This is a genomic window from Tardiphaga sp. 215_C5_N2_1 (assembly GCF_052076055.1).
GTDB classification, from domain to species: domain Bacteria; phylum Pseudomonadota; class Alphaproteobacteria; order Rhizobiales; family Xanthobacteraceae; genus Tardiphaga; species Tardiphaga robiniae.
The window spans coordinates 3,597,902-3,623,234 of the sequence record NZ_CP197240.1; the positions used below are offsets into that span (position 1 = coordinate 3,597,902).

General features: G+C 61.2%; 17 protein-coding genes. 1 reads left to right on the forward strand and 16 read right to left on the reverse strand.

The annotated features are described in order from the left end of the window. Positions 1-127: 127 nt before the first annotated feature. From hemC to AB7828_RS17170, 5 genes are all read right to left on the reverse strand, one after another. The gene (hemC, locus tag AB7828_RS17150) at positions 128-1,111 is read right to left on the reverse strand and encodes a hydroxymethylbilane synthase (protein WP_441230703.1); all 984 of its coding nucleotides are present in this window, start codon (positions 1,109-1,111) and stop codon (positions 128-130) included. Positions 1,112-1,221: 110 nt separating this feature from the next. Continuing rightward, complete coding sequence (mctP, locus tag AB7828_RS17155) at positions 1,222-2,709, reverse strand: monocarboxylate uptake permease MctP (RefSeq protein ID WP_441230704.1); 1,488 nt, start codon at positions 2,707-2,709, stop codon at positions 1,222-1,224. Continuing rightward, positions 2,699-2,884 carry a DUF3311 domain-containing protein gene (locus tag AB7828_RS17160; RefSeq protein WP_441230705.1) on the reverse strand — a complete coding sequence of 62 codons (186 nt, stop codon included), beginning with the start codon at positions 2,882-2,884 and terminating at the stop codon, positions 2,699-2,701. The genes mctP and AB7828_RS17160 overlap by 11 nt, the downstream gene beginning before the upstream one ends. Before the next feature lie 220 nt (positions 2,885-3,104). After that, the gene (locus AB7828_RS17165; protein ID WP_439065060.1) at positions 3,105-4,217 is read right to left on the reverse strand and encodes an NADH:flavin oxidoreductase/NADH oxidase; all 1,113 of its coding nucleotides are present in this window, start codon (positions 4,215-4,217) and stop codon (positions 3,105-3,107) included. A gap of 260 nt (positions 4,218-4,477) precedes the next feature. Continuing rightward, positions 4,478-4,792 carry a hypothetical protein gene (locus AB7828_RS17170; RefSeq protein WP_089265834.1) on the reverse strand — a complete coding sequence of 105 codons (315 nt, stop codon included), beginning with the start codon at positions 4,790-4,792 and terminating at the stop codon, positions 4,478-4,480. A 390-nt stretch (positions 4,793-5,182) separates the two neighbouring features. Between AB7828_RS17170 and AB7828_RS17175 the strand changes: the two genes are divergently transcribed. Continuing rightward, positions 5,183-6,985, forward strand: a complete 1,803-nt coding sequence (locus AB7828_RS17175; protein ID WP_439083995.1) for a carbamoyltransferase family protein — start codon at positions 5,183-5,185, stop codon at positions 6,983-6,985. Positions 6,986-7,093: 108 nt separating this feature from the next. Here AB7828_RS17175 and AB7828_RS17180 read toward each other — a convergent pair whose 3' ends face one another. From AB7828_RS17180 to AB7828_RS17230, 11 genes are all read right to left on the reverse strand, one after another. After that, positions 7,094-8,785 (reverse strand): methyl-accepting chemotaxis protein, encoded by a 1,692-nt coding sequence (locus AB7828_RS17180; RefSeq protein WP_441230706.1) that lies wholly within the window; start codon positions 8,783-8,785, stop codon positions 7,094-7,096. Between the two features lie 287 nt (positions 8,786-9,072). Then, a complete protein-coding gene (locus AB7828_RS17185) occupies positions 9,073-10,752 on the reverse strand; it encodes a methyl-accepting chemotaxis protein (protein WP_441230707.1) in 1,680 nt (559 codons plus the stop codon). A gap of 285 nt (positions 10,753-11,037) precedes the next feature. Then, complete coding sequence (locus tag AB7828_RS17190) at positions 11,038-12,729, reverse strand: methyl-accepting chemotaxis protein (RefSeq protein WP_441230708.1); 1,692 nt, start codon at positions 12,727-12,729, stop codon at positions 11,038-11,040. A 54-nt stretch (positions 12,730-12,783) separates the two neighbouring features. Continuing rightward, the gene (locus tag AB7828_RS17195; protein ID WP_441230709.1) at positions 12,784-14,544 is read right to left on the reverse strand and encodes a methyl-accepting chemotaxis protein; all 1,761 of its coding nucleotides are present in this window, start codon (positions 14,542-14,544) and stop codon (positions 12,784-12,786) included. Positions 14,545-15,073: 529 nt separating this feature from the next. After that, positions 15,074-17,074, reverse strand: a complete 2,001-nt coding sequence (locus tag AB7828_RS17200) for a methyl-accepting chemotaxis protein (protein ID WP_441230710.1) — start codon at positions 17,072-17,074, stop codon at positions 15,074-15,076. Between the two features lie 282 nt (positions 17,075-17,356). Then, on the reverse strand, positions 17,357-19,360 hold the full coding sequence (locus AB7828_RS17205; RefSeq protein ID WP_439065067.1) for a methyl-accepting chemotaxis protein: 2,004 nt from the start codon (positions 19,358-19,360) through the stop codon (positions 17,357-17,359). A gap of 88 nt (positions 19,361-19,448) precedes the next feature. Continuing rightward, positions 19,449-21,479 carry a methyl-accepting chemotaxis protein gene (locus AB7828_RS17210; RefSeq protein WP_441230711.1) on the reverse strand — a complete coding sequence of 677 codons (2,031 nt, stop codon included), beginning with the start codon at positions 21,477-21,479 and terminating at the stop codon, positions 19,449-19,451. A 316-nt stretch (positions 21,480-21,795) separates the two neighbouring features. Next, a complete protein-coding gene (locus AB7828_RS17215) occupies positions 21,796-22,527 on the reverse strand; it encodes an amino acid ABC transporter ATP-binding protein (RefSeq protein ID WP_089265828.1) in 732 nt (243 codons plus the stop codon). Between the two features lie 51 nt (positions 22,528-22,578). Next, positions 22,579-23,271 (reverse strand): amino acid ABC transporter permease, encoded by a 693-nt coding sequence (locus tag AB7828_RS17220; protein WP_068728918.1) that lies wholly within the window; start codon positions 23,269-23,271, stop codon positions 22,579-22,581. Between the two features lie 3 nt (positions 23,272-23,274). Continuing rightward, positions 23,275-24,006, reverse strand: a complete 732-nt coding sequence (locus AB7828_RS17225; protein WP_089265827.1) for an amino acid ABC transporter permease — start codon at positions 24,004-24,006, stop codon at positions 23,275-23,277. Between the two features lie 249 nt (positions 24,007-24,255). Continuing rightward, entirely contained in the window at positions 24,256-25,173 is a 918-nt protein-coding gene (locus tag AB7828_RS17230) for an amino acid ABC transporter substrate-binding protein (protein ID WP_441230712.1), read from the reverse strand. Positions 25,174-25,333 lie beyond the last annotated feature (160 nt).

Sequence of the window (25,333 nt, forward strand, 5' to 3'; positions counted from 1 at the left end):
TCGCCACACACTCCGTCATGGCCGGGCCTGACCCGGCCATCCAACTTCACTGTGGTACATCAAAGGATGGGTGCCCGGGTCAAGCCCGGGCATGACGTGGAGAGGGCAAAGTGTCGTATCGAACGGCCTAGTGCTCCGGCCGATTGGCCTCGATCAGCGCGCCGGCGCCCTTGTCGAGCAGCTCCAGCCCGACAGCCCGCCCAAGCTCGCGCGGACGATCCGCCGGCCCTATGCGCGTTACCTCAATGAACTGCCCGCCGGCTTCATCCAACACCGATGCGGTCAGCGACATCTCGTGCCCTGAGATCACCGAATAACCGGCGATCGGCGAATTGCAGTGGCCGTTCAGCACCCAAAGCACCTCGCGCTCGGCATCGCAGGACAGATGCGCCGCAGGGTCGTCGATCAGCGATAGATAGCGCCGCGTGCCCCAATCATGCGCCGCGCATTCGACTGCGACGATGCCCTGTCCCACGGCCGGCAACATTTCCTGCGGCGTGAAATCACGTGCGATGCGGCTCGCCAATCCAACGCGCTCGAGACCCGAGCGCGCCATGATCAGCGCGTCGGCGGGGCCGACCTCATCGCCATCAGGCAGCCGCTGCATCTCGCCATTGTCGAGTTTGCGCACGCGCGTATCGGCAGCGCCGCGAAAGTGGATCACCTCGATCTCGGGAAACAGCCGCCGAATATAGGCCGCGCGGCGCACGGCGTTGGTGCCGATTTTGAAGCCTTTGCCATGCGTGCGCTTGAGATCGTCGAGGCTGACGCCTTCGCGCAGCACCAGCGCATCGGTCGGCGGATCGCGCACCAGCGTTGCACCAATCACGAGGCCCGGCGTGTCCTCGTTACCCGGCATGTCCTTCAGCGAATGCATCGCCGCATGCAGTGTGCCCTTGAGCACGGCCGCGCGAATCTCCCCGACGAAAGCCCCGCCCTTGCCGCCATGCTTCAGGAGATTGCTGGTCTGGTCGCGGTCGCCGACCGGCTCGAATTTCACGATCTCGACGGCCAGTTCCGGCGCGACCACCGCCAGCCGGCGCGCGATCTCTTCGGTCTGGGCCAGCGCCATGGTGCTTTTGCGCGTGCCGATGCGCATCGATTCAGTCACTCAGGCAAGCTCCATCCGGCGGTCCCGCACAGGGATGGCGGGCATTCGCGCGGACAATAAAGCCAGCGCGCCCCGGAAACAATGCGCGCGCGGGCTTTACAGCGAGGCCTTTAAGTGCCCGCCGCCTCGGCCGTTGCCACCGGCTTCGGCACCACGAGATTGACCAGCATTGCGACCGCGATATTAACGACGAGCGCAATCAGCCCGACATAGACCGTCGCCTGGAAGCTGCCGATAGACAGCAAGTGCAGCGGCTTGAGGCCGTCCGTCCAGGCCAGATATGTGCCGCCAAACAGGCCGACCACCCATCCGGCCAGCAATGCCGGCGCGGTGAACCAGCGGGTGAACAGGCCGAAGATCAAGGCCGGCAACGTCTGCAGGATCCACAGGCCTCCGAGAAGCTGCAGGTCGAGCGCGAACTGCGTCGGCAGATAGATGATCACCAGCAGCGCGCCGACCTTCACCACCAGCGAGGCGATCTTGGCAACGGCTGCTTCGCCCGCTGAATCGACCTGCGGATTGACATAGGCCTTCCAGAAATTGCGGGTGAAGAGATTGGCCGCACCAATGCTCATCACGGCCGCAGGGACCAGCGCGCCGATGGCAATCGCCGCAAAAGCGAAGCCTGCGAACCAGCTCGGAAACAGCGTCTGGAACAGCGCCGGTACCACGTCATTATTGCTGGCGAGCTTCAACTTGGCGGCGTGGCCCATATAGCCGAGCAGCGCCAGCAGGCCGAGCATCAGTGTATAGGCCGGTAACAGTACGGCGTTCTTGCGGATGGTCGTGGCGCTCTTGCTGGCGAAGATACCGGTCAGCGTATGCGGATACATGAAGGCCGCGAGCGCCGAACCAAGTGCCAGCGTGGCATAGGCGACATACTGGCTGGGCTGCAGCAGGATGCTGCCGGAGCCCTTGGCCTTGAATGCCTGATCGGCGGCGTCGAACACTGCGGCATAGCCACCGAGCTTGCCGGGGATCACTGACACTGCCGCGATGACGGCGATATAGATCATGATATCCTTGACGAAGGCGATCAGCGCCGGGGCACGCAGGCCCGACGAGTAGGTGTAGAGCGCGAGCACGACAAAGGCCGCGATCAGCGGCAATTCGCCTTCGAAACCGAGCGCCTTCACCGCGGTGGCCATGCCGATCAGCTGCAGCGCGATATAGGGCATGGTGGCGACGACACCCGTGATGGCGACTGCTGCTTCCAGCATGCGCGAACCATAGCGACCATGCACAACGTCGGCGGCAGTGACATAGCCGTTGTCCTTGGCGACCTGCCACAGCCTCGGCATCACCATGAACACGATGGGATAGACCAGGATGGTGTAAGGCAGCGCGAAAAAGCCATAAGCTCCGACCGAATAGACCAGTGCCGGCACGGCGATCACCGTATAGGCGGTATAGAAATCGCCGCCGACCAGAAACCAGGTGATCCAGGTGCCGAACTGGCGGCCACCAAGGCCCCATTCGTCGAGACTGGCCAGCGTTTTCGGGCGGCGCCACTTCGAGGCGACGAAGCCCATCACGGTGACGAGCGCGAAGAAGAACAGAAAGACCGCAACGGCAGGAATATCGAGCTCAGTCTTCATTGAGGTAGGTCCGGTAAGCGAGCCACGTCAGAAAGGCGGTCATCGGCACCCAGGCGAGCTGGTACCAGTAGAAGAACGGAAAGCCGAACAGCACCGGATCATGAAAATTGTAGAACGGGACCCAGAGCAGGCCGACGAAGGGGATCAGCAAAAGCCATAAGAAATGGCGGGCCATGGCGGGGCTCCTCTCGATAGGCGGGCAGCGCCGGATGCCACGATTATTTTACAGCGCAGAATTTTGCGCTGTGTAGGTGCGACATTCTGTCATGTAAACACGATGCTGCCGCAGGGCTGCCATTCGCGGAGTGGACGCGCCGCAACGCCAAACACCCACACATCGCACCGGGCTTGCGGGACAATGTGTGGGTGTTGAAAGTGAGGTGCCTTGAAGTGGCTCAGCGGCCGCCGAACGTCGTATCGCCGAACAGCGCCTTTTGCGTCGATGGCTGCGAGCGCCAGTATTGTGGCGGCGCCTGCACCTGACCGCCAAGCTGCGCCGCCGCGTGCCACGGCCAGCGCGGATCGTAGAGAATGCCACGTGCGATGGCGACCAGATCGGCCTTGCCGGAGGCCACGATGTCTTCAGCCTGTTGCACTTCGGTGATCAACCCCACCGCAATCGTCGGCAGTCCCGTCGCCGCTTTCACGGCTTCGGCGAACGGCACCTGATAACCCGGCCCGAGCGCGATCTTCTGCTGCGGCGAGACACCGCCGGACGAAACATCCATCCAGTCGACACCGCGCTTCTTCAGCTCACTGGCGAAGACGATGGTCTGCTCGATATCCCAGCCGCCCTCGACCCAGTCCGAGGCCGATACGCGAACGCCCACAGGCTTGTGCGCGGGAAAAGCCGCGCGTACCGCGTCGAACACTTCGAGTGGAAACCGGATCCGGTTCTCCAGGGAGCCGCCATAATTGTCGGTGCGCTGGTTGGAAATCGGCGACAGGAATTCGTGCAGCAGATAGCCGTGCGCCGCGTGGATCTCGAGCGCATCGATGCCGAGCCGCTCGGCGCGTTTCGCCGTGGCCACGAAGGCATCGCGGATGCGCTTGAGGCCGGCAACGTCGATCTCCTGCGGCGCCAGTTCGCCGGGTTTCTGCGGAATGGCCGAGGGCGCCTGGGCGACCCAGCCGCCTTTGTCGAGCGGGACCTGCTGGCCGCCATCCCATGGGGCGTGGCTCGACGCCTTACGGCCTGCGTGGGCGATCTGCATGCCAACGGCAATGTTCGAATGCTTGCGGATTGCCGCCAGCACCGGCTTCAACGCGGCTTCGGTCGCGTCATTATAGAGGCCGAGATCGCCGGGTGTGATGCGGCCGATGGCTTCCACGGCGGTCGCTTCGATCACCAGCATTGCGGCGCCCGACAGGGCCATATTGCCGAGATGGATCATGTGCCAGTCGGTCGCCCGGCCATCTTCGGCAGAATACTGGCACATCGGCGCAATGACGATGCGGTTTGGCAGCGTGAGGTCGCGCAGCTTGAAGGGAGAGAACAGGGCACTCATGAAGGTTCCAGGGTGGGAGGACCGAATTGCCTTGCGCGGGCGCGCAAGCTTGCCATGCCGACATTGGAATTTGGATGAGAAAACACAAGATGGCATGCCAAAAGCGACCTCAGCATTGTGCAAGGAGGGTAGCTTTCGACAAATCATTCCCGAAGGAGAGGCCCGTTTCCTGGAGAAAGGCGAGCCTGGAAAGCAAAAGGCGCCCCGGTTACCCGGCGCGCCTCTCTATCTCGTTCATTCAGCGCCGTGGCGCTTATGACTTAGTACGGGCAGACCACCCGGCCCCAGCGACGGCTGAAATAGCAGCCCGGCGCCACGAAGCGCGGTCCACCGTAGAAGCCATAGCCGCGACCATAGCCACGACCGCCGCCACGATAGAAGCCGCCACCGCGTCCACGGCCCCAACCGCCGCCGCCACGACCGCGACCACCGCCACGGGCCTCGGCCGAGGTGCTGCTCGTGGTGAGCAACACCGTGGATGCGCCGATCAGACCAACACAGTAGACAGACACAAGCGCCATCGCTGCCAGGCAGCGGGTCACGATATTGTGGCGCGTCGTTTTGGTTTGAGCCATTCTTAGGAACTCCCATTCTGCAGAAGCACGGCTTTAGAATGCTTCCGGCCTCGAATCGTTCAGTGAGCAATTCTTGATTCACACAGGTGCTGAAACCAGAATAGTAATATGGCCATCACAAGGCGTGCACGCACGAACAACTTTACAATAGGGTCAAGCTCGAACGCCGGTCAAGTTGCCGGCAACGCTGTCACTACGAACGAATGCGCACCTTCACGCGGTCACCTCGCTTTTGACCTCCTGCGTTCATCTTCTCTTCATATTGCCTCGCACTATGCTGATCGCTGCACCTCGCAACTGCGAATATGCGGTCAGCCCCACCCGCCGCGTCTGCATTAGCAGCTCGATCCCATCATTCGTCCCTTCCCGCGAATTGTCAGAAGCCGATTCATGTCCAAACCCAGCTACATCCTCGGTCTCAACACCTACGATCACGACGTCAGCGCCTGCCTGCTGCGCAACGGCGCGCTGGCCTATGCGATCGAGAAGGAGCGGATTACCCGCGAGAAACACGCGACGGGGTTCTACAAGGAAGTGATCGACTACGTCCTCGACGCCGAAGGCATCACGCTGGGCGACGTCGACCTGGTGGTGAGCAATTGCTACATCCTGCCGGTTCCGGAGATGGAAGACCGCCTGATCTATCAGGACATGCCGGGCTTCCTGCCCGAATATGAACGGCAGGACGCCAGCGTCCATCCGCTGTTTCGGGCGCGCACCGGCAAGGTCAAAACGATCTCGCATCATCTGGCGCACGCCTATAGCGCATTCGCCGTCTGCCCCTTCGAGGAGGGAGCAATCATGATCGTCGACGGCGTCGGCAGCTATCGCTCCGATGTGATGGAGGTCTATCCCGGCGACGAGCCGGGCTCGAAGCTCGCCCGGGAATCCGAGAGCTACTACACGTTCAAGGGCACGCAGCTCGATTGCCTCAAGAAAGTCTGGATGGAGCCGGACCGCGGCTTCCTCAGCGATGAATTCTACAACATGCCAGGCCTCGGGGCGCTTTATAGCCGGGCCTCGACCTATGTGTTCGGCGACTGGAACAAATGCGGCGAGCTGATGGGGCTGGCGCCCTATGGCCGCCGCGACCAGGTCAAGCCGCTGATGGATATCACCGACAATGTCCTCAGCGTGCCGCGCTGGACCCCCGAATACAACCAGCCCTATATCGCCGACAGCGACGGCAAGTGGGACACCCATCCGTCCATGCGGCACTGGGAGGATCTCGCCTGGCGCGTGCAGGACGACACCGAGAAGGTGCTGCTCGCCCGCGCGCGCTGGCTGCGCGAAACGACCGGCGCAAAGAACCTCTGCATCGCCGGCGGCGTCGCGCTCAATTGCGTCGCCAATGGCCGCATCGCCCGCGAAGCCGGCTTCGAAAATGTCTGGATCCAGCCCGCTGCCGGCGACAACGGCATCGCCATCGGCTGCGCCTATTACGGCCTGCTGGAGGTACAGAAGCAGCCGCGCTCCTATGTGATGACGCATTCCTACACGGGAAAGACTTACACCGATCGCGACGTCGAGACAGCGACCCAGCGCACACTCGTCAAGGCACAGACCAGCGCGGTGCGCAGCGACAATATCTGCCGCGATACGGCCAAGCTGCTCGCCGACCAGAAAGTGATCGGCTGGTTTCAGGGTCGCTCGGAATACGGCCCCCGCGCGCTCGGCAATCGCAGCATCATCGCCGATCCGCGCCGACCGGAGATGAAGGACATCCTTAATTCACGCGTGAAACATCGTCAGCCGTTCCGGCCATTCGCGCCGATTGTGCTCGCCGAGCGCGCCAGAGAGATTTTCGAAGGCGATCAGGATTCGCCGTTTATGCTGATCGCCGCCCCGGTGCGCCCCGAATGGCGCGAGAAGATTCCGGCCATTGTGCACATCGATGGAACGGCGCGCATCCAGACCGTCACGGAAGACACCAATCCGGTGCTCTATCGGCTGCTGAAGGAATTCGATGCGCTCACCGGCGTGCCGGTGCTGCTCAACACGTCGTTCAACGTGAAGGGCGAGCCGATCGTCGAGACTCCGCGCGACGCCATGGCGTGTTTCATCAATACCGGCATCGACCACCTGATCCTGCACGATACGCTGGTGTCCAAGACATCGGCGCATCGTTTCGTCGCCCCGCTGGTGCGCACCTATATGGACATCGCGGGACTGGTGTCGGCGAGTACGAGATAGAACGCTCGACATCCGCAGGGCGGGCAAAAGCGCAGCGTGCCCGCCACCATCATCGAAAGCGCTGCGGTGGGCACGGCGCAAGAGCGCCTTTGCCCACCCTACAAGCCATCAGGCTGCCCGCACCGCGTTCAGGAACTTGCTGACTTCATCCTTCAATCGCGTACTGTCCGAGGACAGCGATTGCGCCGCAGCGAGAACCTGAGTCGAGGCAGATCCAGTCTCTGTCGCACCACGCTGCACATCAACGATGTTCGACGAGACCTGCATCGTGCCCTGCGCCGCCTGCTGGACATTGCGGGAAATCTCCTGCGTCGCGGCACCCTGCTCTTCCACCGCAGAAGCGATGGTCGAGGCGATCTCCGACATGCGGCCGATCGTGTCGCCAATCTCCTTGATAGCGCCAACCGATTCCTGCGTCGCCGCTTGGATGCCGGAAATCTGCGTCGAGATCTCGCCAGTCGCCTTGGCAGTCTGCTCAGCGAGGGCCTTCACTTCGGAAGCCACGACCGCGAAACCGCGACCGGCTTCGCCGGCACGCGCTGCTTCGATGGTGGCGTTAAGCGCCAGCAGGTTTGTCTGGCCTGCGATGTTGTTGATCAGCTCGACCACATCGCCGATGCGCGATGCAGCGCTGGCGAGCTCGCCGACGCGATCATTGGTCTTGCGCGCCTGATCGACCGCCTGCCCTGCGATTGCAGCCGACTCCTGAACCTGACGGCTGATCTCGTTGACCGACGAGGCCATTTCCTCGGTTGCCGATGCCACTGACTGAACATTGGTAGATGCTTCTTCGGAGGCTGCGGCAACCGTCGTGGTCAATTCCTGCGAACGTTCCGCCGTGGCGGTCAGCGTACCTGCCGAGGCTTCCAGTTCGGTCGATGCCGACGACACCGTCTCGACGATCTCGCCGATCATCGATTCGAAGTTGCGGGTGATGCTGTCGACGCGGCGGCCACGCTCGATCTTGGCTTCTGCATCGGCCGCTGCAGCTTCATCCGCCGTGCGCTTGTCGATCAGCGCCTGCTTGAACACCTGCAGCGTATCACCCATGGTGCCGATCTCGGTCTTCATGCCCTGATGGGGCACGACAGCCGTCAGATCGCCGGCGCCGAGTGCCTGCATCGGCTTGACGATCGAAGCGATGCCACTCGACACGTCTTTCACCAGATAGATGCCGACGCCGATCCCGAGGATCGCCGATGTACCGAGCATGATCGCAAGCAACATGAAGGCTGTCTCGTAGTTGCCTTCGGCGCTCTTGCCGGCTGCATCCGCGCCGGCTTTATTCAGCGCGATATCCTTGTCGAGCAGGTCGTCCGCCTTCTTGCCGATCGGCAACACCTTGCTCTCGTTCAGATCCTGCGGTTCGTTCGGTATCTTGCCGACGCTGGCGCGCGAAAGCGCCAGAACTTCCTGGACACCATTCATGTAGAGATCCCACTGCTGCGCCCATTGCGTATACAGCGCACGCTCCTCAGGCGAGGTGATCAGCTTCTCATAGGTCGCACGGATCTTCATGTTATCCGCGTCGGTATTGATCAGGCGCTTCTCGGCTGATGCCTTCGCTTCCAGTGTCGCGGCGAGCATATGGAGGCGCACGATATTGCGGTAGACATTTACGCCTGCACGAAGCTCCCCCAGTGAACGGACGCTCGGCAGCCAGCTCTTCTGGATTTCCGACGCTTCGCCGTAGATGGCGCGCATCTTGGTGACAGCCAGAACGCCCATGCCACCCATGGCAATCAATAAGAAGGAAATGACAATGGTGATCTTGGTGCGAATGGAAATCTTGGCGAGCATGAAACCGTATTCCTTCGGTATTCTACCGTTGGTCAGCAATGGCAGAGCTTGATTTTTATGATCGCGCCTCGCGCGACGTTTGGCAGCAATTACCAGTCGAGCACAGATTGAAAAGAACGGTCTGAGCCCGCGTGAAAGAGAGTGGCGAGATAAAGTTAAAAAGCAGTGCAGCACGAACTGCGTTATTGCATAATCCCGATGCGATAACGTTGCCTGCGACAGATCATGCAATCCACAAAATAGCCGACGCTCACGCGCCGGCTTTCTTGATCATGCTGTATTGAAACTCAGGCTGCCCGCACCGCGTTCAGGAACTTGCTGACTTCATCCTTCAGCCGCGTGCTGTCCGAGGACAGCGATTGCGCTGCAGCGAGAACCTGAGTCGAGGCAGATCCGGTTTCCGTCGCACCACGCTGCACATCAGCGATATTCGACGAGACCTGCATCGTGCCCTGCGCTGCCTGTTGAACGTTGCGAGAAATCTCCTGCGTCGCGGCACCCTGCTCTTCCACCGCGGAAGCGATGGTCGAGGCGATCTCGGACATGCGGCCGATCGTGTCTCCGATCTCCTTGATGGCACCAACCGATTCCTGCGTCGCCGCCTGGATGCCGGAGATCTGCGTGCTGATCTCGCCTGTGGCTTTCGCGGTCTGTTCGGCCAAAGCCTTCACTTCGGAGGCCACGACCGCGAAACCGCGACCGGCTTCGCCGGCACGCGCCGCTTCGATGGTGGCATTCAGCGCCAACAGATTTGTCTGGCCGGCGATATTGTTGATGAGCTCGACCACATCGCCGATGCGCGATGCAGCGCTGGCGAGCTCGCTGACGCGATCATTGGTGCGCCGCGCCTGGTCGACCGCCTGATTGGCGATGCTCGCCGATTCCTGCACCTGTCGGCTGATCTCGTTGACCGACGAGGCCATTTCCTCGGTTGCCGATGCCACTGACTGAACATTGGTAGATGCTTCTTCGGAGGCTGCGGCAACCGTCGTGGTCAATTCCTGCGAACGCTCCGCCGTGGCGGTCAGGGTACCTGCCGAGGCTTCCAGTTCGGTCGATGCCGACGACACCGTCTCGACGATCTCACCGATCATCGATTCGAAGTTGCGGGTGATGCTGTCGACGCGGCGGCCGCGCTCGATCTTGGCTTCTGCATCGGCCGCTGCGGCTTCATCCGCCGCGCGCTTGTCGATCAGCGCCTGTTTGAACACCTGAAGCGAATCCGCCATCGTACCGATTTCGGTCTTCTCGCCCTGATGCGGAACATTTGCAGTCAGGTCACCCGTGCCGAGCGCCTGCATAGGCAACACGATCGACGTAATGCCGGCGGAGACATCGCGCACCAGCAGGATAGCCGCACCGATGCCGACAACAATCGCAAACAAGAGCGAACCGATCACCATCTTGATGGCGACCCCAAAGCTGTCCGTCGCCAGTTCTCCGGCTGTCAAAGCTCCCTTGTTGTTGAGCTCGACATCCTTCTGCAGGGCTTCGTCCGCTTTGAAGCCAATCTGGTTGACCTTCACGTTCATATCTCGCGCTTCATCACGAGCGTTCTTGCGCGACAACGCAAGAACCGGCTGCAACGCCGCTATGTATTCGCTCCAGAGCTTGCTGAATTCGCTATACATCGCGCGCTCCTCGGGCGACGAAATCATCGGCTCATAGCTCTTGCGCGCCTTGTCGAGCATCTCGGCGTAACGCACCAATGTGTCGTCCTGGACCTTCGTATCTGCGGCGTCGGTCGCAAGCAGATGTCCACGAACCACCGAACGATAGCTGATCGTTGCAGCGCGGACTTCACCCAGAGCGCGCACGCTCGGCAGCCAGCTCGTGACGATGTCGGATGTCGCTCCGTTGATGGTGTACATCTGCTTGATGGCCAGCGCGCCCATTGCAGACATGGCGAGCAGCAGGAACGAGACGACAAGAGTGATCTTGGTGCGGACGGACAGGCTGGCAAACATAGGTGATGGTCCCTCGGTTTTTGACCGTTGGCGCGCAACTGCACGAATGGCATTTTCTGGGTTTGAAGACACGGCATGCATTGGAGCCGCCGGCCGAGCGTCGATAGCTTTCAACGATCTCGTGATCGAGATTGTCCGGATAAAGTTAAGGAGCGGTGCATCATGACTGCTTCTTGTGCATGACTTCTCGAATGAGTGTGGCGCACACGCATAACAACACTATCGCGCAGGAAAGCCGACGCTCACGCGCCGGCTTTTTGCGCTGTACACTTGTGTTCAAGCCCGTCAGGCAGCGCGCACCGAGTTCAAGAACTTGCCCACTTCATTCTTGAGACGTGTGCTGTCCGATGACAGCGACCGCGCGGCCGAAAGCACCTGCGACGAAGCAGAGCCGGTCTCGGACGCTCCACGCTGCACGTCGGTGATGTTCGACGAGACCTGCATGGTACCCTGTGCCGCCTGCTGGACGTTACGCGAAATCTCCTGCGTCGCGGCACCCTGCTCTTCCACCGCCGATGCGATGGTCGAGGCAATCTCGGACATCCGGCCGATGGTGTCGCCGATTTCCTTGATGGCGCCGACCGATTCCTGCGTCGCCGCCTGGATACCGGAAATCTGCGTCGAGATCTCGCCGGTCGCCTTGGCGGTCTGCTCGGCCAATGCCTTTACTTCGGAAGCCACGACCGCGAAGCCCCGGCCCGCTTCACCAGCACGCGCCGCCTCGATGGTTGCGTTGAGCGCCAGCAGGTTTGTCTGGCCGGCGATATTGTTGATGAGCTCGACGACGTCCCCGATGCGCGACGCCGCGCTGGCGAGTTCACTGACGCGATCATTGGTACGCCGCGCCTGGTCGACCGCCTGATTGGCGATGCTCGCCGACTCCTGCACCTGTCGGCTGATCTCGTTGACCGACGAGGCCATTTCTTCAGTGGCCGATGCCACCGACTGGACGTTGGTGGAAGCTTCTTCGGACGCTGCAGCCACAGTGGTGGCCAGGTCCTGGGAACGTTCGGCCGTCGCGGTCAGCGTGCTTGCGGAGGCCTCGAGTTCGGTTGATGCCGACGATACGGTCTCCACGATCTCGCCAATCATCGATTCGAATTCGCGGGTGATGTTGTCAACGCGGCGACCACGCTCGATCTTGGCTTCGGCGTCGGCAGAGGCAGCTTCATCTGCCGCGCGTTTGTCGATCAACGCCTGCTTGAACACCTGAAGCGTGTCGGCCATCGCGCCGATCTCGGTCTTTTCGCCCTGATGCGCCACATGCGCCGTGAGATCGCCGGCGCTCAGCGCCTGCATCGGTTGCACGATCGAAGCGATACCCGACGACACGTCCTTGACCAGATAAATGCCGACACCGATGCCGATGATCGCGGTCGCTGCAATGATCGCGATGACCGTCATCAGCGCCGAACCATAGCTCTCATCGGCCTTCTGTCCCGATGCTGCCGCACCCTTGTCGTTGAATTCGATGGCCTTGCGCAGGGCAAAATCGGCTTTGGATCCCAGCGGATTGATCACATTCAGATTGAGCTCATGGGCTTCCTGACTGCCTTTGCCGAGATTCTTGCGATCGAGTGCGAAGACTTCCTGACTGCGTGATACGTAGTTGTCCCACTCCTTGTTCCAGTCGTTGAAGATTGCGCGCTCTTCGGGGCTCGATATCAACTTGTCATAGGCAGTCCGCTCATCGGCGGCCCGCTTGACGATGGTGTCGATACCAGCCTCGGTCTTCTGCATCTGGTCAGCATTGGCTGCGAGGATGTGTGCACGCACCAGATTGCGATAATCGATGGTCGTCGCCCGCAGCCCACCGAGAACACGGACGCTTGGAAGCCAGTTTTTCTGAATGTCCGACGCATTGGCGTTAATCGTCTGTATCTTGCTGACAGCAAGCGCCCCCATCCCCGTCATTGCGATTAACAGAAAAGCGATAACGATGGTGATCTTGGCTTTGATAGAGATGTTCGAGAGCATGGCTGGACGTCCTGTTATCGCTCGATAGAATGATCAGTTCTGATCCCGCATGGCCTAGGCCGCGCGAACAGAGTTGAGGAACCGCGCGACTTCGACCTTTAGCCGCGCGCCGTCCGACGACAGCGACTGTGCTGCCGAAAGAACCTGCGACGAGGCCGATCCGGTCTCGCTGGCGCCGCGCTGCACATCCGTAATGTTGGACGAGACCTGCTGGGTGCCATGCGCGGCTTGCTGCACGTTGCGGGAAATCTCCTGGGTGGCGGCACCCTGCTCTTCGACGGCCGAAGCAATCGTGGACGAAATTTCCGACATCCGGCCGATGGTGACGCCGATCTCGCGGATGGCACTGACCGATTCGTCCGTGGCGGACTGGATGCTGCCGATCTGCATGCTGATCTCGCCGGTCGCCTTGGCGGTCTGCTCTGCGAGCGTCTTCACCTCGGCCGCCACCACGGCGAAGCCGCGGCCCGCTTCACCGGCGCGGGCGGCTTCGATGGTCGCATTGAGCGCCAGAAGGTTGGTCTGCCCCGCGATGCTATTGATCAGCTCGACCACGTCGCCGATACGGCTGGCTGCCTTGGATAGCTCGCCGACACGGTCGTTGGTCTTCTGGGCCTGCTGTACGGCCTCGCTGGCGATACGCGCAGATTCCTGAACCTGGCGGCTGATCTCGTTCACCGATGACGCCATTTCCTCGGTCGCCGATGCCACGGATTGGACGTTCGTCGAAGCCTCTTCCGAAGCGGCCGCCACCATGGTGGTCAAATGCTGCGAACGCTCGGCAGACGACGTCAGCGTGCCCGCCGACGCTTCGAGTTCGGTCGATGCCGACGACACTGTTTCGACGATCTCGCCGACCGCACTCTCAAAATCGTTCGCCAGCGCGATCATCTCGCGCTTGCGCTGCTCGGCGGCGATCTGCTCCTGCTGCTTTTGAGCGTCGGCTTCGGCGCGGGCGCGCTCCTGTGCCTTGACCTTGAACTTCTCCACGGCGCCAGCGACGGCGCCGATCTCGTCCTTGCGGCCCAAGCCCGGCAACACCTCGCCGAAATTGCCCTCGGCGAGTTCTTCCATTGAACGGCTCAGCGCGCGCATCGGACGCCCGATGGTGAACACCGAGAACACGCAGGTTCCGATCAGCATCAGGGCGACCACACCACCGAGAATTAGCGAGTCCCGCTCGGTCGCAGCGGCCTCGTTCGCCGCAGCGCTCGTCTGCTGCTCGACCTTCTCCTTAGCCAGATTGACGATCGTATCGGCCAGCTTGTCGAGTTCTGCACTCATGGGTAGCAGCACGTCGGTGCGGAGCTTCACGATCTCCGCGCCCAGTGTGGTGATGCGCGCGGAGGCATCCGCAGACAATTCGCCAGCTTCGTTGCGCGTCGCCTGCAGATTCAAGATATCTGTGCGGATTACACCGATCTTGTCGCCGCCCTTACCGAGGGTCGTCATCATGTCGAGGAATTTGCCGATGCGCTCGCGCTCGTCCGGTGCGGTCGCAAGCTTGAGCATCTGAGCCGAAAATTTAAGGCCAGCGGTAGTACGCGCCGTGAAATAGTCGGCGGCCTTCTGGACATCGGCCACTTTCGTTGCCCCGAGGAAGTCACGCACGCCGATCTGCATGCCGCGAAACGAGGCCTTGGCCTCGGCAGCGTTCTGCGCAATACCCTGATAGACGCCGGCCGTCTGATATGACTGGCGAACGCCTGCGCTTCCCATCGTCTGCATATAGATCATGACACCGAGGAGAATAATGCCGAGCCCGGACGCAATCGCGAGCTTGGTGCCGATGCGCAGATTCTGGATGAAGGCCATGACAGTCCCTGGGAATGAAGTGGCAGAAAAATGAGTCGGGTCGTCCTTCGCCGGACGGAGTCCGGCGTCGCGTGAAATGGTCGAATGCTAAGCGGTTGTCATTTTTGGCGCAGCCCGGCGGCAATCCGACGGGCACGCGAAGCTTGGCGTGAGCCGATCCTGAACGAGAAGCGTCATCGGCTCATATGAGCGGGCGATACGTTCGATGATCGATCAAATCACCTGCTCATGGGCAGGAACCTACCACCGCGCTTCTGACACAAACGTTAACGCGCCGATGATGCAATCACTCAAATTGAGCCGGCACCGCAATGGTCGTCGAGCAATTCGGACTTTTCAGACAGTGATGGAGTTCGAGTTCAGGCATCAGAGGTTCTGAATTAACGATCTAAAATTGCAATCTCATCATGCGATGCCCTGCACGGGATATTTCGAGACCCAGAGTTCTCTCGGAGCGTATAGCAGCTTGAATGGCAGTGCGCGGAGAACGCACCGTTACTCAAGCCGGTGAATTGCGATGTTGGAGAACTCAGGCCGCTCGAACCGAGTTCAGGAAGCGGCTGACTTCAGTCTTCAGACGGCTGCTGTCTGACGAGAGCGACTGCGCTGCGGACAGCACCTGAGACGACGCACCGCCGGTCTCGCTCGCGCCGCGCTGCACGTCGGTGATGTTGGACGAGACCTGCATCGTACCCTGCGCAGCCTGCTGCACGTTGCGGGAGATCTCCTGCGTCGCCGCGCCCTGCTCTTCAACAGCCGAAGCGATCGTGGACGCGATCTCCGACATCTTGCCGATGGTCGTGCCGATCTCGCGGATCGCCGAGACGGAATCATCGGTCGCAGTCTGGATGCTCGCGATCTGCTGGCTGATCTCGCCGGTGGCCTTGGCGGTCTGCTCGGCGAGCGCCTTCACCTCGGACGCGACCACTGCGAAGCCGCGGCCAGCATCGCCGGCACGTGCCGCCTCGATGGTGGCATTGAGCGCCAGCAGGTTAGTCTGCCCCGCAATGGTGTTGATCAGCTCGACCACCGCGCCAATGCGGCCGGCAGCTTTTGACAGTTCGCCGACGCGATCATTGGTCTTCTGAGCCTGGTCCACGGCCTCATTGGCAATACGCGCGGATTCCTGGACCTGACGGCCGATCTCGGTGATGGACGACGCCATTTCCTCAGTGGCGGACGCCACCGACTGCACGTTGGTGGAAGCTTCTTCCGACGCCGTCGCGACGACCGTGGTGAGCTGCTGCGACCGATCCGCTGTCGACGTCAGCGTGCTGGCCGAGGCTTCCAATTCGGTCGACGCGGACGACACCGCCTCGACTATTTCACCGACCGTACCTTCGAAATCGTCGGCGAGCCGGATCATGTCCTGCTTGCGTTGCAAGGCCGCCGCCTGATCCTGCGTGATCCGTGCCTCGGCTTCCGCCTGGGCTTTCTCTTCCGCCTTGACCTTAAAGGTCTCGACAGCCTGCGCCATGTCGCCGACCTCGTCCTTGCGGCCGAGCCCCGGCAGCAGCACGCCGAAATTGCCCTCAGCGAGCTGCTTCATACCCGCCGTCAGGCCGGACAGCGGACGGATGATTCCGCGCGCGATCAGGAACGCAATCAACAGACCGGTGATGGTCGCCGCGCCGGCCACGATCTGCTGCAGCGTGATCGTGCCGGAAATGCGCTGCTCATTGGCTGTCGTCGCGCTCACGACCTCCTGCTGGATCGCGGCCTTGATGCCGTCGGTCTTGCGGATGGCGCTGACCACCATCGGCGTGATCGTATTGTAATAGAGCTGATCCATCTTCAGCAGACTGGCCGACGCCTTATCGAACCCGCTGGAATAGCTGACCAGGCCTTTCTTGATCGATTCGAACAGCGCTGAAAGACTCGGTGCCATATCAAATTTTTCCATCTCCGCGATCTGTTGCTGCGCGTTCTTCACGCTGTTGGCAAACAACGTCACATTGTCCTGGTCGCGACCTGCAAAGAACCGCCAGTTCGCCATCTGAACCAACAGAGTTTCGGATTGCAGGGTGGTCGACCCTTGTGCGAATGGCGAGCTACGCGTCGCGAGCACGAGCTTCTTCAAATCGGCCTGAAGCTTTTCACCCTCAGCAAGCAGCGCCTTGCGGCTGGCGAGCATCTCCTTGACGGTGTTACCGAGATCGACTCGCTTGCTCTTCAAATCATTGATCGTCTTTTCGACCTCGCGATAGACCCCGCGACGCTCCTCCGAGCTCGCCTTGATCGTCTCTTCCAGCACACCACCGACCTGAGTCAGCAGCTTTTCGGCTTCAGCGAATGACGCCTCGTCCTGATCGAACGTGTAGCGCAGCATCGCGCGGCGAAGTGCCTGGAGTTCCGCCGAAATCTCCATCGAGCGCATCGCATTGGCGGACTGGGCATTCGTCGCCGAGACGTCGTCGCGAATTTCCGTGAGTTTCCACACGGCGAAACCTGCCATGCCCAACCCGAACAAGACGAGCGCACCGAAGCCCCCATACAGCCTGCCACGGATGCGGAGATTGAATAGCGACATGCGACGTGCCCTTCTTGGGAGAACCACTGATAGCCGACCTTGCACGTCGCGAATCGCGCCCACAACGCAAGAGGCAATCTCGAATCCGATCATCGTCAGGTTGCGAGAACTTCGGGTTAATTTCAGCCGCGCAAACGCTTTAAAGTGGAATGACTTTTTTGTCGCGCGTGTCATCGTTTGACTCACCAAAACAAACAGCCCGGATGCGATGACGCATCCAGGCTGTTTGCTAGTTGTATCTTACTCGTCAGGCGAAAGCGCGTGATCGTGTGACGTTTTGTCCTATGCCGCGCGAACGGAGTCCAGAAACTTGCCGACTTCGCGCTTCAACCGCGCGCTTTCGCCGGACAGCGATTGCGCAGCGGACAAGACTTGCGACGACGCAGAACCCGTGTTGCTCGCGCCACGCTGCACATCCAGAATGTTCGAGCTCACCTGCATTGTACCTTGCGCCGCCTGTTGAACGTTGCGCGAAATCTCCTGCGTCGCCGCGCCCTGCTGCTCGACGGCAGATGCGATGGTCGACGCGATCTCCGACATGCGGCCGATGGTGTCGCCGATTTCCTTGATGGCGCCGACCGACTCTTCGGTCGCGGCCTGGATGCCGGAGATCTGGTGACTGATGTCGCCGGTTGCCCTGGCCGTCTGTTCGGCGAGCGCCTTTACTTCCGATGCAACGACCGCGAAGCCGCGACCGGCATCGCCGGCGCGCGCCGCTTCAATGGTGGCATTGAGCGCCAGCAGATTGGTCTGGCCGGCAATCGTGTTGATCAGCTCGACAACATCGCCGATCCGCGCGGCGGCCTTGGCAAGCTCAGCCACGCGATCATTGGTCTTGCGGGCCTGTGCCACCGCGGAGTTGGCGATATTGGCCGACTCCTGAACCTGACGGCTGATCTCGTTGACCGAGGACGACATCTCCTCGGTGGATGACGCCACCGCCTGCACATTGGTCGACGCTTCGTCGGAGGCTGCGGCCACGATGGCGGTGAGCTGGCGGGATTGCTCGGCGGTCGCAGTCAGTCCGCCCGCCGATTCTTCGAGCTGGCTCGAGGCCGATGACACGTTCTCGACGATGCTGCCGACGGCGCCCTCGAAATCGTCCGCGAGACGGATCATGTCCCGGCGGCGCTGAATCGCTGCCTGCTGGTCCTGCGTCAGCTTGGCTTCGGCCTCGGCGCGCGCCTTTTCCTCGGCCCGCACCTTGAATGTCTCGACCGCACGCGCCATGTCGCCGACTTCGTCCTTGCGGGCGAGACCCGGCAGCACCACGCTGAAATCGCCGTCCGCGAGGCGCTTCATGCCCGCAGTCAAGCCCGACAACGGACCGATGATGCCACGCGCGATCAAGAAGGCGATTGCGAGACCGACCACAGTGGCGACGCCGGCCACGATCTGCTGCAGCATACTCGTCGTCGACATGCGATTGCTGGTTGCGGCGACGGTCTGCGACTGAACCTGCTGGATGTCGGATTTGATGGTCTCGACCTTGCCGATCGCTTTCACGACGGTCGGGCTGATCGACTTGTTGAAGATGCCGTCTGCCGTCTGCAGGCTGGCGGCAGCCTTCTCGAACTGGGCGGCGTAGCTCTTCAGGTTGCTGCGGATGGTGCCGAACAACGCGCTGAGCGTCGGCGGCATCTGCATCTTCTCCATTTCGCCGATCTGCTGCTCCGCGATGCGGACATGATCCTTGAAAGATTCGATATGTTTCTCGTCGCGGCTGACGAAGAAGCGCCAATTCGCAATCTGCACCATCAGCGTGTCGGATTCGAGCTTGGTCGAACCCTGGCCATACATGGTGTTGCGCGTGCTGATCACCAGCTTGCGCAGGCTAGATGACAGCTTGTCGCCGGCTTCCTGCAGCACTTCCCGGCCGGCGACCATCTGCTTGATGGCCTCGCCAAGCGCCTGGCGCTGCGCCTTCACGTCGGCGACGTCCTTCTCGATGGTGCGGTAGGCGGCGCGGCGCTCTTCCGAACGACTGGTCTTGATCACCGTGTCCAGGCTGGCGGTGACGCCGGCGAGACGCTTGTCGGCATCCGCAAGCGCCGCTTCATCCTGATCGAACGAATAGCGCAACACGGCACCGCGGATCGCGTGCAGTTCGGAGGCGATCTCCGAGGCCCGGATCGTGTTGGCCGAAAGAATGTTCAGGGAGTCGACCTGCGTTCCAACTTCCGTCATCTGCCAGACGGCAAATCCCGAACTGGCGAGACCAAACAGGACCAGCGCGCCGAAACCACCATAGAGGCGACCGCGGATACGGAGATTAAGCAGCGACATCATTGGCTTCCTAGGTGGGATCTGATCTGGCTTCGGCGACAGGCGCCGTCTTCGTTGCTGCTTCCCCCATCATGGGAGAAGCATGAATTTATGCGGCCCGGACGGAGTCCAGGAACTTGCCGACTTCGAGCTTGAGCCGTGCGCTTTCGCCGGACAGCGACTGCGCCGCCGACAGCACCTGCGTCGAAGCTGATCCGGTCGCGCTGGCGCCGCGCTGTACGTCGGTGATGTTCGACGTCACCTGCATCGTGCCCTGCGCGGCCTGCTGAACATTGCGCGAGATTTCCTGGGTTGCCGCGCCCTGCTGCTCGACAGCAGAGGCGATGGTCGAGGCGATCTCGGACATGCGGCCGATGGTGTCACCGATCTCCTTGATGGCGCCGACGGATTCCTGGGTCGCCGCCTGGATGCCGTTGATCTGGTGGCTGATGTCGCCCGTCGCCTTGGCGGTCTGTTCGGCCAGCGCCTTCACCTCGGACGCAACCACCGCAAAGCCGCGGCCCGCATCGCCGGCGCGCGCCGCTTCGATGGTGGCGTTGAGCGCCAGCAGGTTGGTCTGGCCGGCAATGGTATTGATAAGCTCGACGACATCGCCGATCCGGGCCGCAGCCTTGGCCAGCTCGGCCACACGCTCATTGGTCTTGCGCGCCTGCGCCACGGCCGAGTTGGCGATGTCAGCCGACTCTTGCACCTGCCGGCTGATCTCGTTGACCGATGACGACATCTCTTCGGTCGACGACGCAACCGCCTGAACATTGGTGGATGCTTCGTCCGACGCAGCAACGACTGCAGCGGTCAGCTCCTTGGCCTGTTCAGCCGTTGCCGTCAGCGCGCCCGCGGACTCCTCGAGTCTGTTCGACGCCGAGGAGACATTGTCGACGATATTGCCGACGGCGCGTTCGAACGTCCCGGCGAGCTCGACCATTTCGCGCTTGCGCGACGCCGCAACCAGACTGTCCTGGTCGAGGCGCGCCGCAGCCTCATCGCGCGCCTTCTGTTCGGCATTTGCACGAATGACCGTAACTGTCTTGGCGATATCGCCGATTTCGTCGCCGCGCTTGGCGCCGGGGATCAAGACATCGAGATCGCCGGCCGCCATCTTGCCCATGGCGCCGTTCAGGCGCGTCATCGGCCGGGCAACGCCGACAAAGGAGAACACCATGGTGCAGATCAGCACCAGCACGACCGCGAGGCCGAGCGCGAGATTAACCTGGCCGGAGCGTGCCATTTCCTCGGCGGCCTGCGCCCGCGCCTCTCCAACCGCAGCCTTGGCCGACGAGACCGATTGCGCGACCAGTTGAGATGCCGCCGCAGCGGCGGGCGTGATCTTGGTGCGGACGATATCGGTCTTCTGGTCGTTACTGCCGATCGCTTCATCGGTGGCCGTCATGAATTTCTTCATGTCGGTGCCGAGCTGGATCAGGCCGCCCTGCACGAGCTCGCTGTCTTCGAACACGCTGGCCTTGGCCAGCGCATCGGTGAGGATCTTGGCCTTGGTGATGATCTGGCCCTTCTGCGTGACTTCATTCATCGACGCATAACGCCATGCGGCTGCCTGCACAGCGTTGATGGCATTGTCCGCGATCTTGAGCTGTCCATCGACTTCAGGCCAGTTCGTCGCCTCGGTCACGGCAGTGGTGAGGCGCAGCTGGTCGAGATGCCGGTTCCAGTCGATCACGGCGACGTTGCGGTTGCGATAGAGCTCGAGCAGTTTCTTCTGCAGACCGACGATCTCGTCGGCAGCGGCGAGATAGGTTGACGTCAGCGATTTAATCTTCGCGAAATTGTCCTTGTATTCCTGCCTGGTCGCCAGGGCGGACGCGGCATCGATGATGCGGTCCTGCGCAGCCTTGGCGGCCCTGATCTCGGCCGCGTTCTTGTCAATCTCGGGTGTCGTGATGGCCATACGCAGGCCTTGACTGGCCACCTGCATGGCGCGCATCTGGCCGTCGGCCTCCATCGCGCTATCGGCGATTTTCTGCTGCACATCAGCCAGACGATTGACCTCCGAGATCGCGCTCTCGGTCCTCATCTGGTTTGCGACAACGCCCGCCGAGAGCAAGATGCCAACGAGACCGGCAAGACCCAATTTGTTGCCGACACTGTTGATCTTGATCATGCGATGCACTTTCCGGATAAGGGCCAAGTCAGGACGCGCGCAAGCATGGCTCGCGCAGCCTCGGCTCGGGTCGTTGGAAGACGGTCAGAGAAGCATTGGGCAGAGGCAGAGAACGGGGCGTCGCGGAATTGTCCGTGAGGACAAAGACCCGATCGCTCCGGTGGAGTTCAATCAGCGGACCAACAGGCCCTCGCCCTCACGGTTGAAGGATACCACTCCATTTCTGACACATTCGTTAATTGCCCCGTCATGCAGCATTCAAGAATCTGCATAAACTTGAGGCACTTGCGCGATGCTGTATGCGCCCGCTCTTGCGTCAGTGCGCGAGGATCTTCGACAGGAAGTGCTGCGCGCGATCGCTGCGCGGATGACCGAAAAAGTCATCCTTCTGCGCGTCTTCGACGATCTCACCGGCATCCATGAAGATGACGCGGTTGGCGACCTTCTTGGCGAAGCCCATTTCGTGGGTCACCACCATCATGGTCATGCCTTCCTTGGCGAGTTCGACCATGACATCGAGCACTTCATTAATCATTTCGGGATCGAGCGCCGAGGTCGGTTCGTCGAACAGCATGCAGATCGGATCCATCACCAGTGCGCGCGCAATGGCGACGCGCTGCTGCTGACCGCCGGAGAGCTGGCCGGGATATTTTTGCGCATGCGCCGTGAGGCCGACGCGCTCCAGCATCTTCATCGCCTTGGCCTTCGCCGCATCTTCCGAGCGGCCGAGCACGATGGTCTGGCCGAGACACAGGTTCTCGACGATCTTCAGATGCGGAAATAGTTCGAAGTGCTGAAACACCATGCCGACGCGTGAGCGCAGCTTCGGCAGGTCCTTCTTCATCGTCGTCACATTCAGTCCATCGACCATGATGGTGCCCTGCTGCACGGGCTCCAGCGCATTCACGGTCTTGATCAGCGTCGACTTGCCAGATCCCGAGGGACCGCAGACGACGACCACCTCGCCTTTCTCAACGGCCGTCGTGCAGTTCTTCAACACCTGGAACTGCGGGTTGTACCACTTGCTGACTTTTTCAATGGTGATCATGGGCATGATGAGCGACCGACAGTTGGAGGCAAAGACTGAAAGCGAAAGTGGCTAGCGGATGATGCTGATGCGCTTCTGCAAGCGCTTCACAAAGAATGACGCGGTGAAGCAGATCAGGAAGTAGACCAGCGCCGCGAACAGATACATTTCGGTGAGACGACCGTCGCGCTGCGCAACCTTGGACGCGGCGCCCAGGAAATCCGTGATCGACAGCACGTAGACCAGCGATGTGTCCTGGAACAGCACGATGGTCTGCGTGAAGATCACCGGCAGCATGTTGCGGAACGCCTGCGGCAGCACGACATGGCGCATCACCTCGCGATAGTTGAGGCCGATGGCATAACCGGCCATCACCTGCCCCCGCGGCACCGACTGGATGCCGGCACGCATGATCTCCGAGAAATAGGCAGCCTCGAACAGCGTGAAGGTCACGATAGTCGAGGCGTAGGCGCCGACCTGTACCGGCTGATCGGAGCGGATGATCCACTGTCCGACATAGGGCATCAGGAAGTAGAACAGGAAGATCACCAGCACGAGCGGCAGCGAGCGCATCAGATTGACGTAGCTTACGGCGAAGCCCGACAGCACAGCACTGGACGACAGCCGCATCATCGCGATCAAGGTGCCGAGGATGAGACCGAAGACCGTCGCAATGGCCGTCAGCGTGAGGGTGAACGCCATGCCCTGCTGAAACAGGTAAGGCAGGCTGCGCCAGATGACGTCGTAATCGAAATTGCTGAACATCGCTTATTTCCCCTCGTTGAAGCCGGGGATCGCCAGGCGCTTTTCGAGAATGCGCATTCCGATCGTCACGACGGCGCTGAGAACGAGGTAGATGGCGGCCGCAGCCGAGAAGGCCTCGAACACCTGGAACGAGAATTCCTGCATGGACCGCGCCCGTGCCGTCAGTTCAAGCACACCGATGGTGAGTGCGGGCGCCGTGTTCTTGATGGTGTTGAGAAATTCGGAGGTCAGCGGCGGAAAGATGATGCGATAGGCCAGCGGAAGCAGGATGTAGCGATAGGTCTGCCAGGTGGTGAGGCCGATGGCCGTGCCGGCCATGCGCTGGCCCTTTGGCAGTGCATTGATGCCGGCGGTGATCTGTGCGGCGACACGCGAGGACATATAGAAGCCAAGCCCGAGCATCGCGGCGATGAACGGCCCGTTGCGCAGCTGCTTGATCCAGATGCCGAGATCGCCGGGCAAAAGTTCGGGAATGACGAAGAACCAGATGAACAGCTGCACCAGCAGCGGAATGTTGCGGAACATCTCGATATAGGCATTGCCGACAAACACCGCCCAGCGCGCAGGCAGGGTCCGCATGATGCCGATCAGAGAGCCCATCACGAACGCGATGAACCAGGCGCAGAGTGCGAGCAGGATCGTGACCTGAAGGCCGCTCATCAGCGAGCCAAAATAGGTCCCCGTCGCATCAGGCGTCTGATCCCAGAAGATTCCCCAATTCCAGTTATAGTTCACGCATTCACCCCCACGCGCCGTCCACGCGAAAACCTGGCAACCTCAGGCAGAAACCCATGCAATGGCCGGGCCATTGCTTCTTCCCTCGCCCCGCCTGCGAGGCAGAGGGTGGATCGAACGACCGAGAGTCGTTCGAGACGGGTGAGGGGGAGCCAGTGTTTTACTCGCTGCCTCCCCCTCACCCGTCTTACACGCGCTACGCGCATGTAAGACGACCTCTCCCCGCAAGCGGGGAGAGGTAAGCAAGAGTTAGTTGGCTGCGTAGGCGTCAGGATCAGGCGAATCCGACGGGCTGGCGAACGCCTTCTTCTGCTCGGCTCCCATCGGAACGTTCAGATTGAGGCCCTTGGGCGGGATCTTCTGCGTGAACCACTTGTCATAGATCTTGGCGCCTTCCGGGCTCTTGTAGAGCTCGGCAGTGGCCGCATCGACAACCTTCTTGAACGGCGCATCGTCCTTGCGGAGCATGATGCCGTAGGGCTCAGCTTTCGAGAACGCGTCCTTGGAGATCACATAGGCGCTCGGATCGCGCGCACCGGCAGCAAGGCTGGCAAGCAGGATGTCATCCATCACGAAGGCCACAGCACGGTCGGTCTCGACCATCAGGAATGCCTCGGCGTGATCCTTGGCGGGAATGACGTTGATGCCGAGATTACGCGCGGCATTGGCTTCGGTAAGCTGCTTGATGTTGGTGGTGCCGGAGGTCGAGACCACCGACTTGCCCTTCAGATCGTCGATCTTGTCGAGCTTGGCGGCCTTCTTCGAGACGAAGCGGCTAGCCGTCAGGAAGTGCGTATTGGTGAAGGCAACCTGCTTCTGGCGATCGGCATTGTTGGTAGTCGAGCCGCATTCGAGGTCGACGGTGCCGTTGGCAATCAGCGGAATACGGGTGGCCGAGGTGACCGGATTGAGCTTGACCTCGATCTTGTCGTTCTTCAGCTCCTTCTTCACCGCATCGACGATCTTGTAGCAGATGTCCATGGCGAAACCGACGGGCTTCTGGTTGTCATCGAGATAAGAAAACGGCACCGAGGAATCGCGGAAGCCGATGGTGATGGCGCCGGTGTCCTTGATCTTCTTGAGCGTGCCGGTTAGCTCCTGAGCGCCCGCCTGCGTCGTGCAGACCGCCGCGGCGATCATGGTCCCCAACAGAAAAATTCGTTTCATAGTCCCTCTCCTCAACACAGTCCGATCTCACGCCGAACGACTCTCTTTCCGAGCGCCCCGGCGCGACCGCCCGGGATGCTTGCACAATCGGGGCCAAAACGGAATTGCCCGATCGGACGACAATAGTTTGTTCTAAACTCCCGTTCCCGTACAACCCGGT

What these genes read in the sequence shown, in the direction of transcription:
- AB7828_RS17215 (WP_089265828.1), bottom strand. Translation starts at nt 22,527, where the DNA reads ATGATCACCATTGAAAAAGTCAGCAAGTGGTACAACCCGCAGTTCCAG.
- AB7828_RS17190 (WP_441230708.1), bottom strand. Translation starts at nt 12,729, where the DNA reads ATGCTCTCGAACATCTCTATCAAAGCCAAGATCACCATCGTTATCGCT.
- AB7828_RS17185 (WP_441230707.1), bottom strand. Translation starts at nt 10,752, where the DNA reads ATGTTTGCCAGCCTGTCCGTCCGCACCAAGATCACTCTTGTCGTCTCG.
- AB7828_RS17220 (WP_068728918.1), bottom strand. Translation starts at nt 23,271, where the DNA reads ATGTTCAGCAATTTCGATTACGACGTCATCTGGCGCAGCCTGCCTTAC.
- AB7828_RS17160 (WP_441230705.1), bottom strand. Translation starts at nt 2,884, where the DNA reads ATGGCCCGCCATTTCTTATGGCTTTTGCTGATCCCCTTCGTCGGCCTG.
- AB7828_RS17205 (WP_439065067.1), bottom strand. Translation starts at nt 19,360, where the DNA reads ATGTCGCTGCTTAATCTCCGTATCCGCGGTCGCCTCTATGGTGGTTTC.
- AB7828_RS17230 (WP_441230712.1), bottom strand. Translation starts at nt 25,173, where the DNA reads ATGAAACGAATTTTTCTGTTGGGGACCATGATCGCCGCGGCGGTCTGC.
- AB7828_RS17165 (WP_439065060.1), bottom strand. Translation starts at nt 4,217, where the DNA reads ATGAGTGCCCTGTTCTCTCCCTTCAAGCTGCGCGACCTCACGCTGCCA.
- AB7828_RS17200 (WP_441230710.1), bottom strand. Translation starts at nt 17,074, where the DNA reads ATGTCGCTATTCAATCTCCGCATCCGTGGCAGGCTGTATGGGGGCTTC.
- AB7828_RS17180 (WP_441230706.1), bottom strand. Translation starts at nt 8,785, where the DNA reads ATGCTCGCCAAGATTTCCATTCGCACCAAGATCACCATTGTCATTTCC.
- AB7828_RS17210 (WP_441230711.1), bottom strand. Translation starts at nt 21,479, where the DNA reads ATGATCAAGATCAACAGTGTCGGCAACAAATTGGGTCTTGCCGGTCTC.
- AB7828_RS17175 (WP_439083995.1), top strand. Translation starts at nt 5,183, where the DNA reads ATGTCCAAACCCAGCTACATCCTCGGTCTCAACACCTACGATCACGAC.
- AB7828_RS17170 (WP_089265834.1), bottom strand. Translation starts at nt 4,792, where the DNA reads ATGGCTCAAACCAAAACGACGCGCCACAATATCGTGACCCGCTGCCTG.
- AB7828_RS17195 (WP_441230709.1), bottom strand. Translation starts at nt 14,544, where the DNA reads ATGGCCTTCATCCAGAATCTGCGCATCGGCACCAAGCTCGCGATTGCG.
- mctP (WP_441230704.1), bottom strand. Translation starts at nt 2,709, where the DNA reads ATGAAGACTGAGCTCGATATTCCTGCCGTTGCGGTCTTTCTGTTCTTC.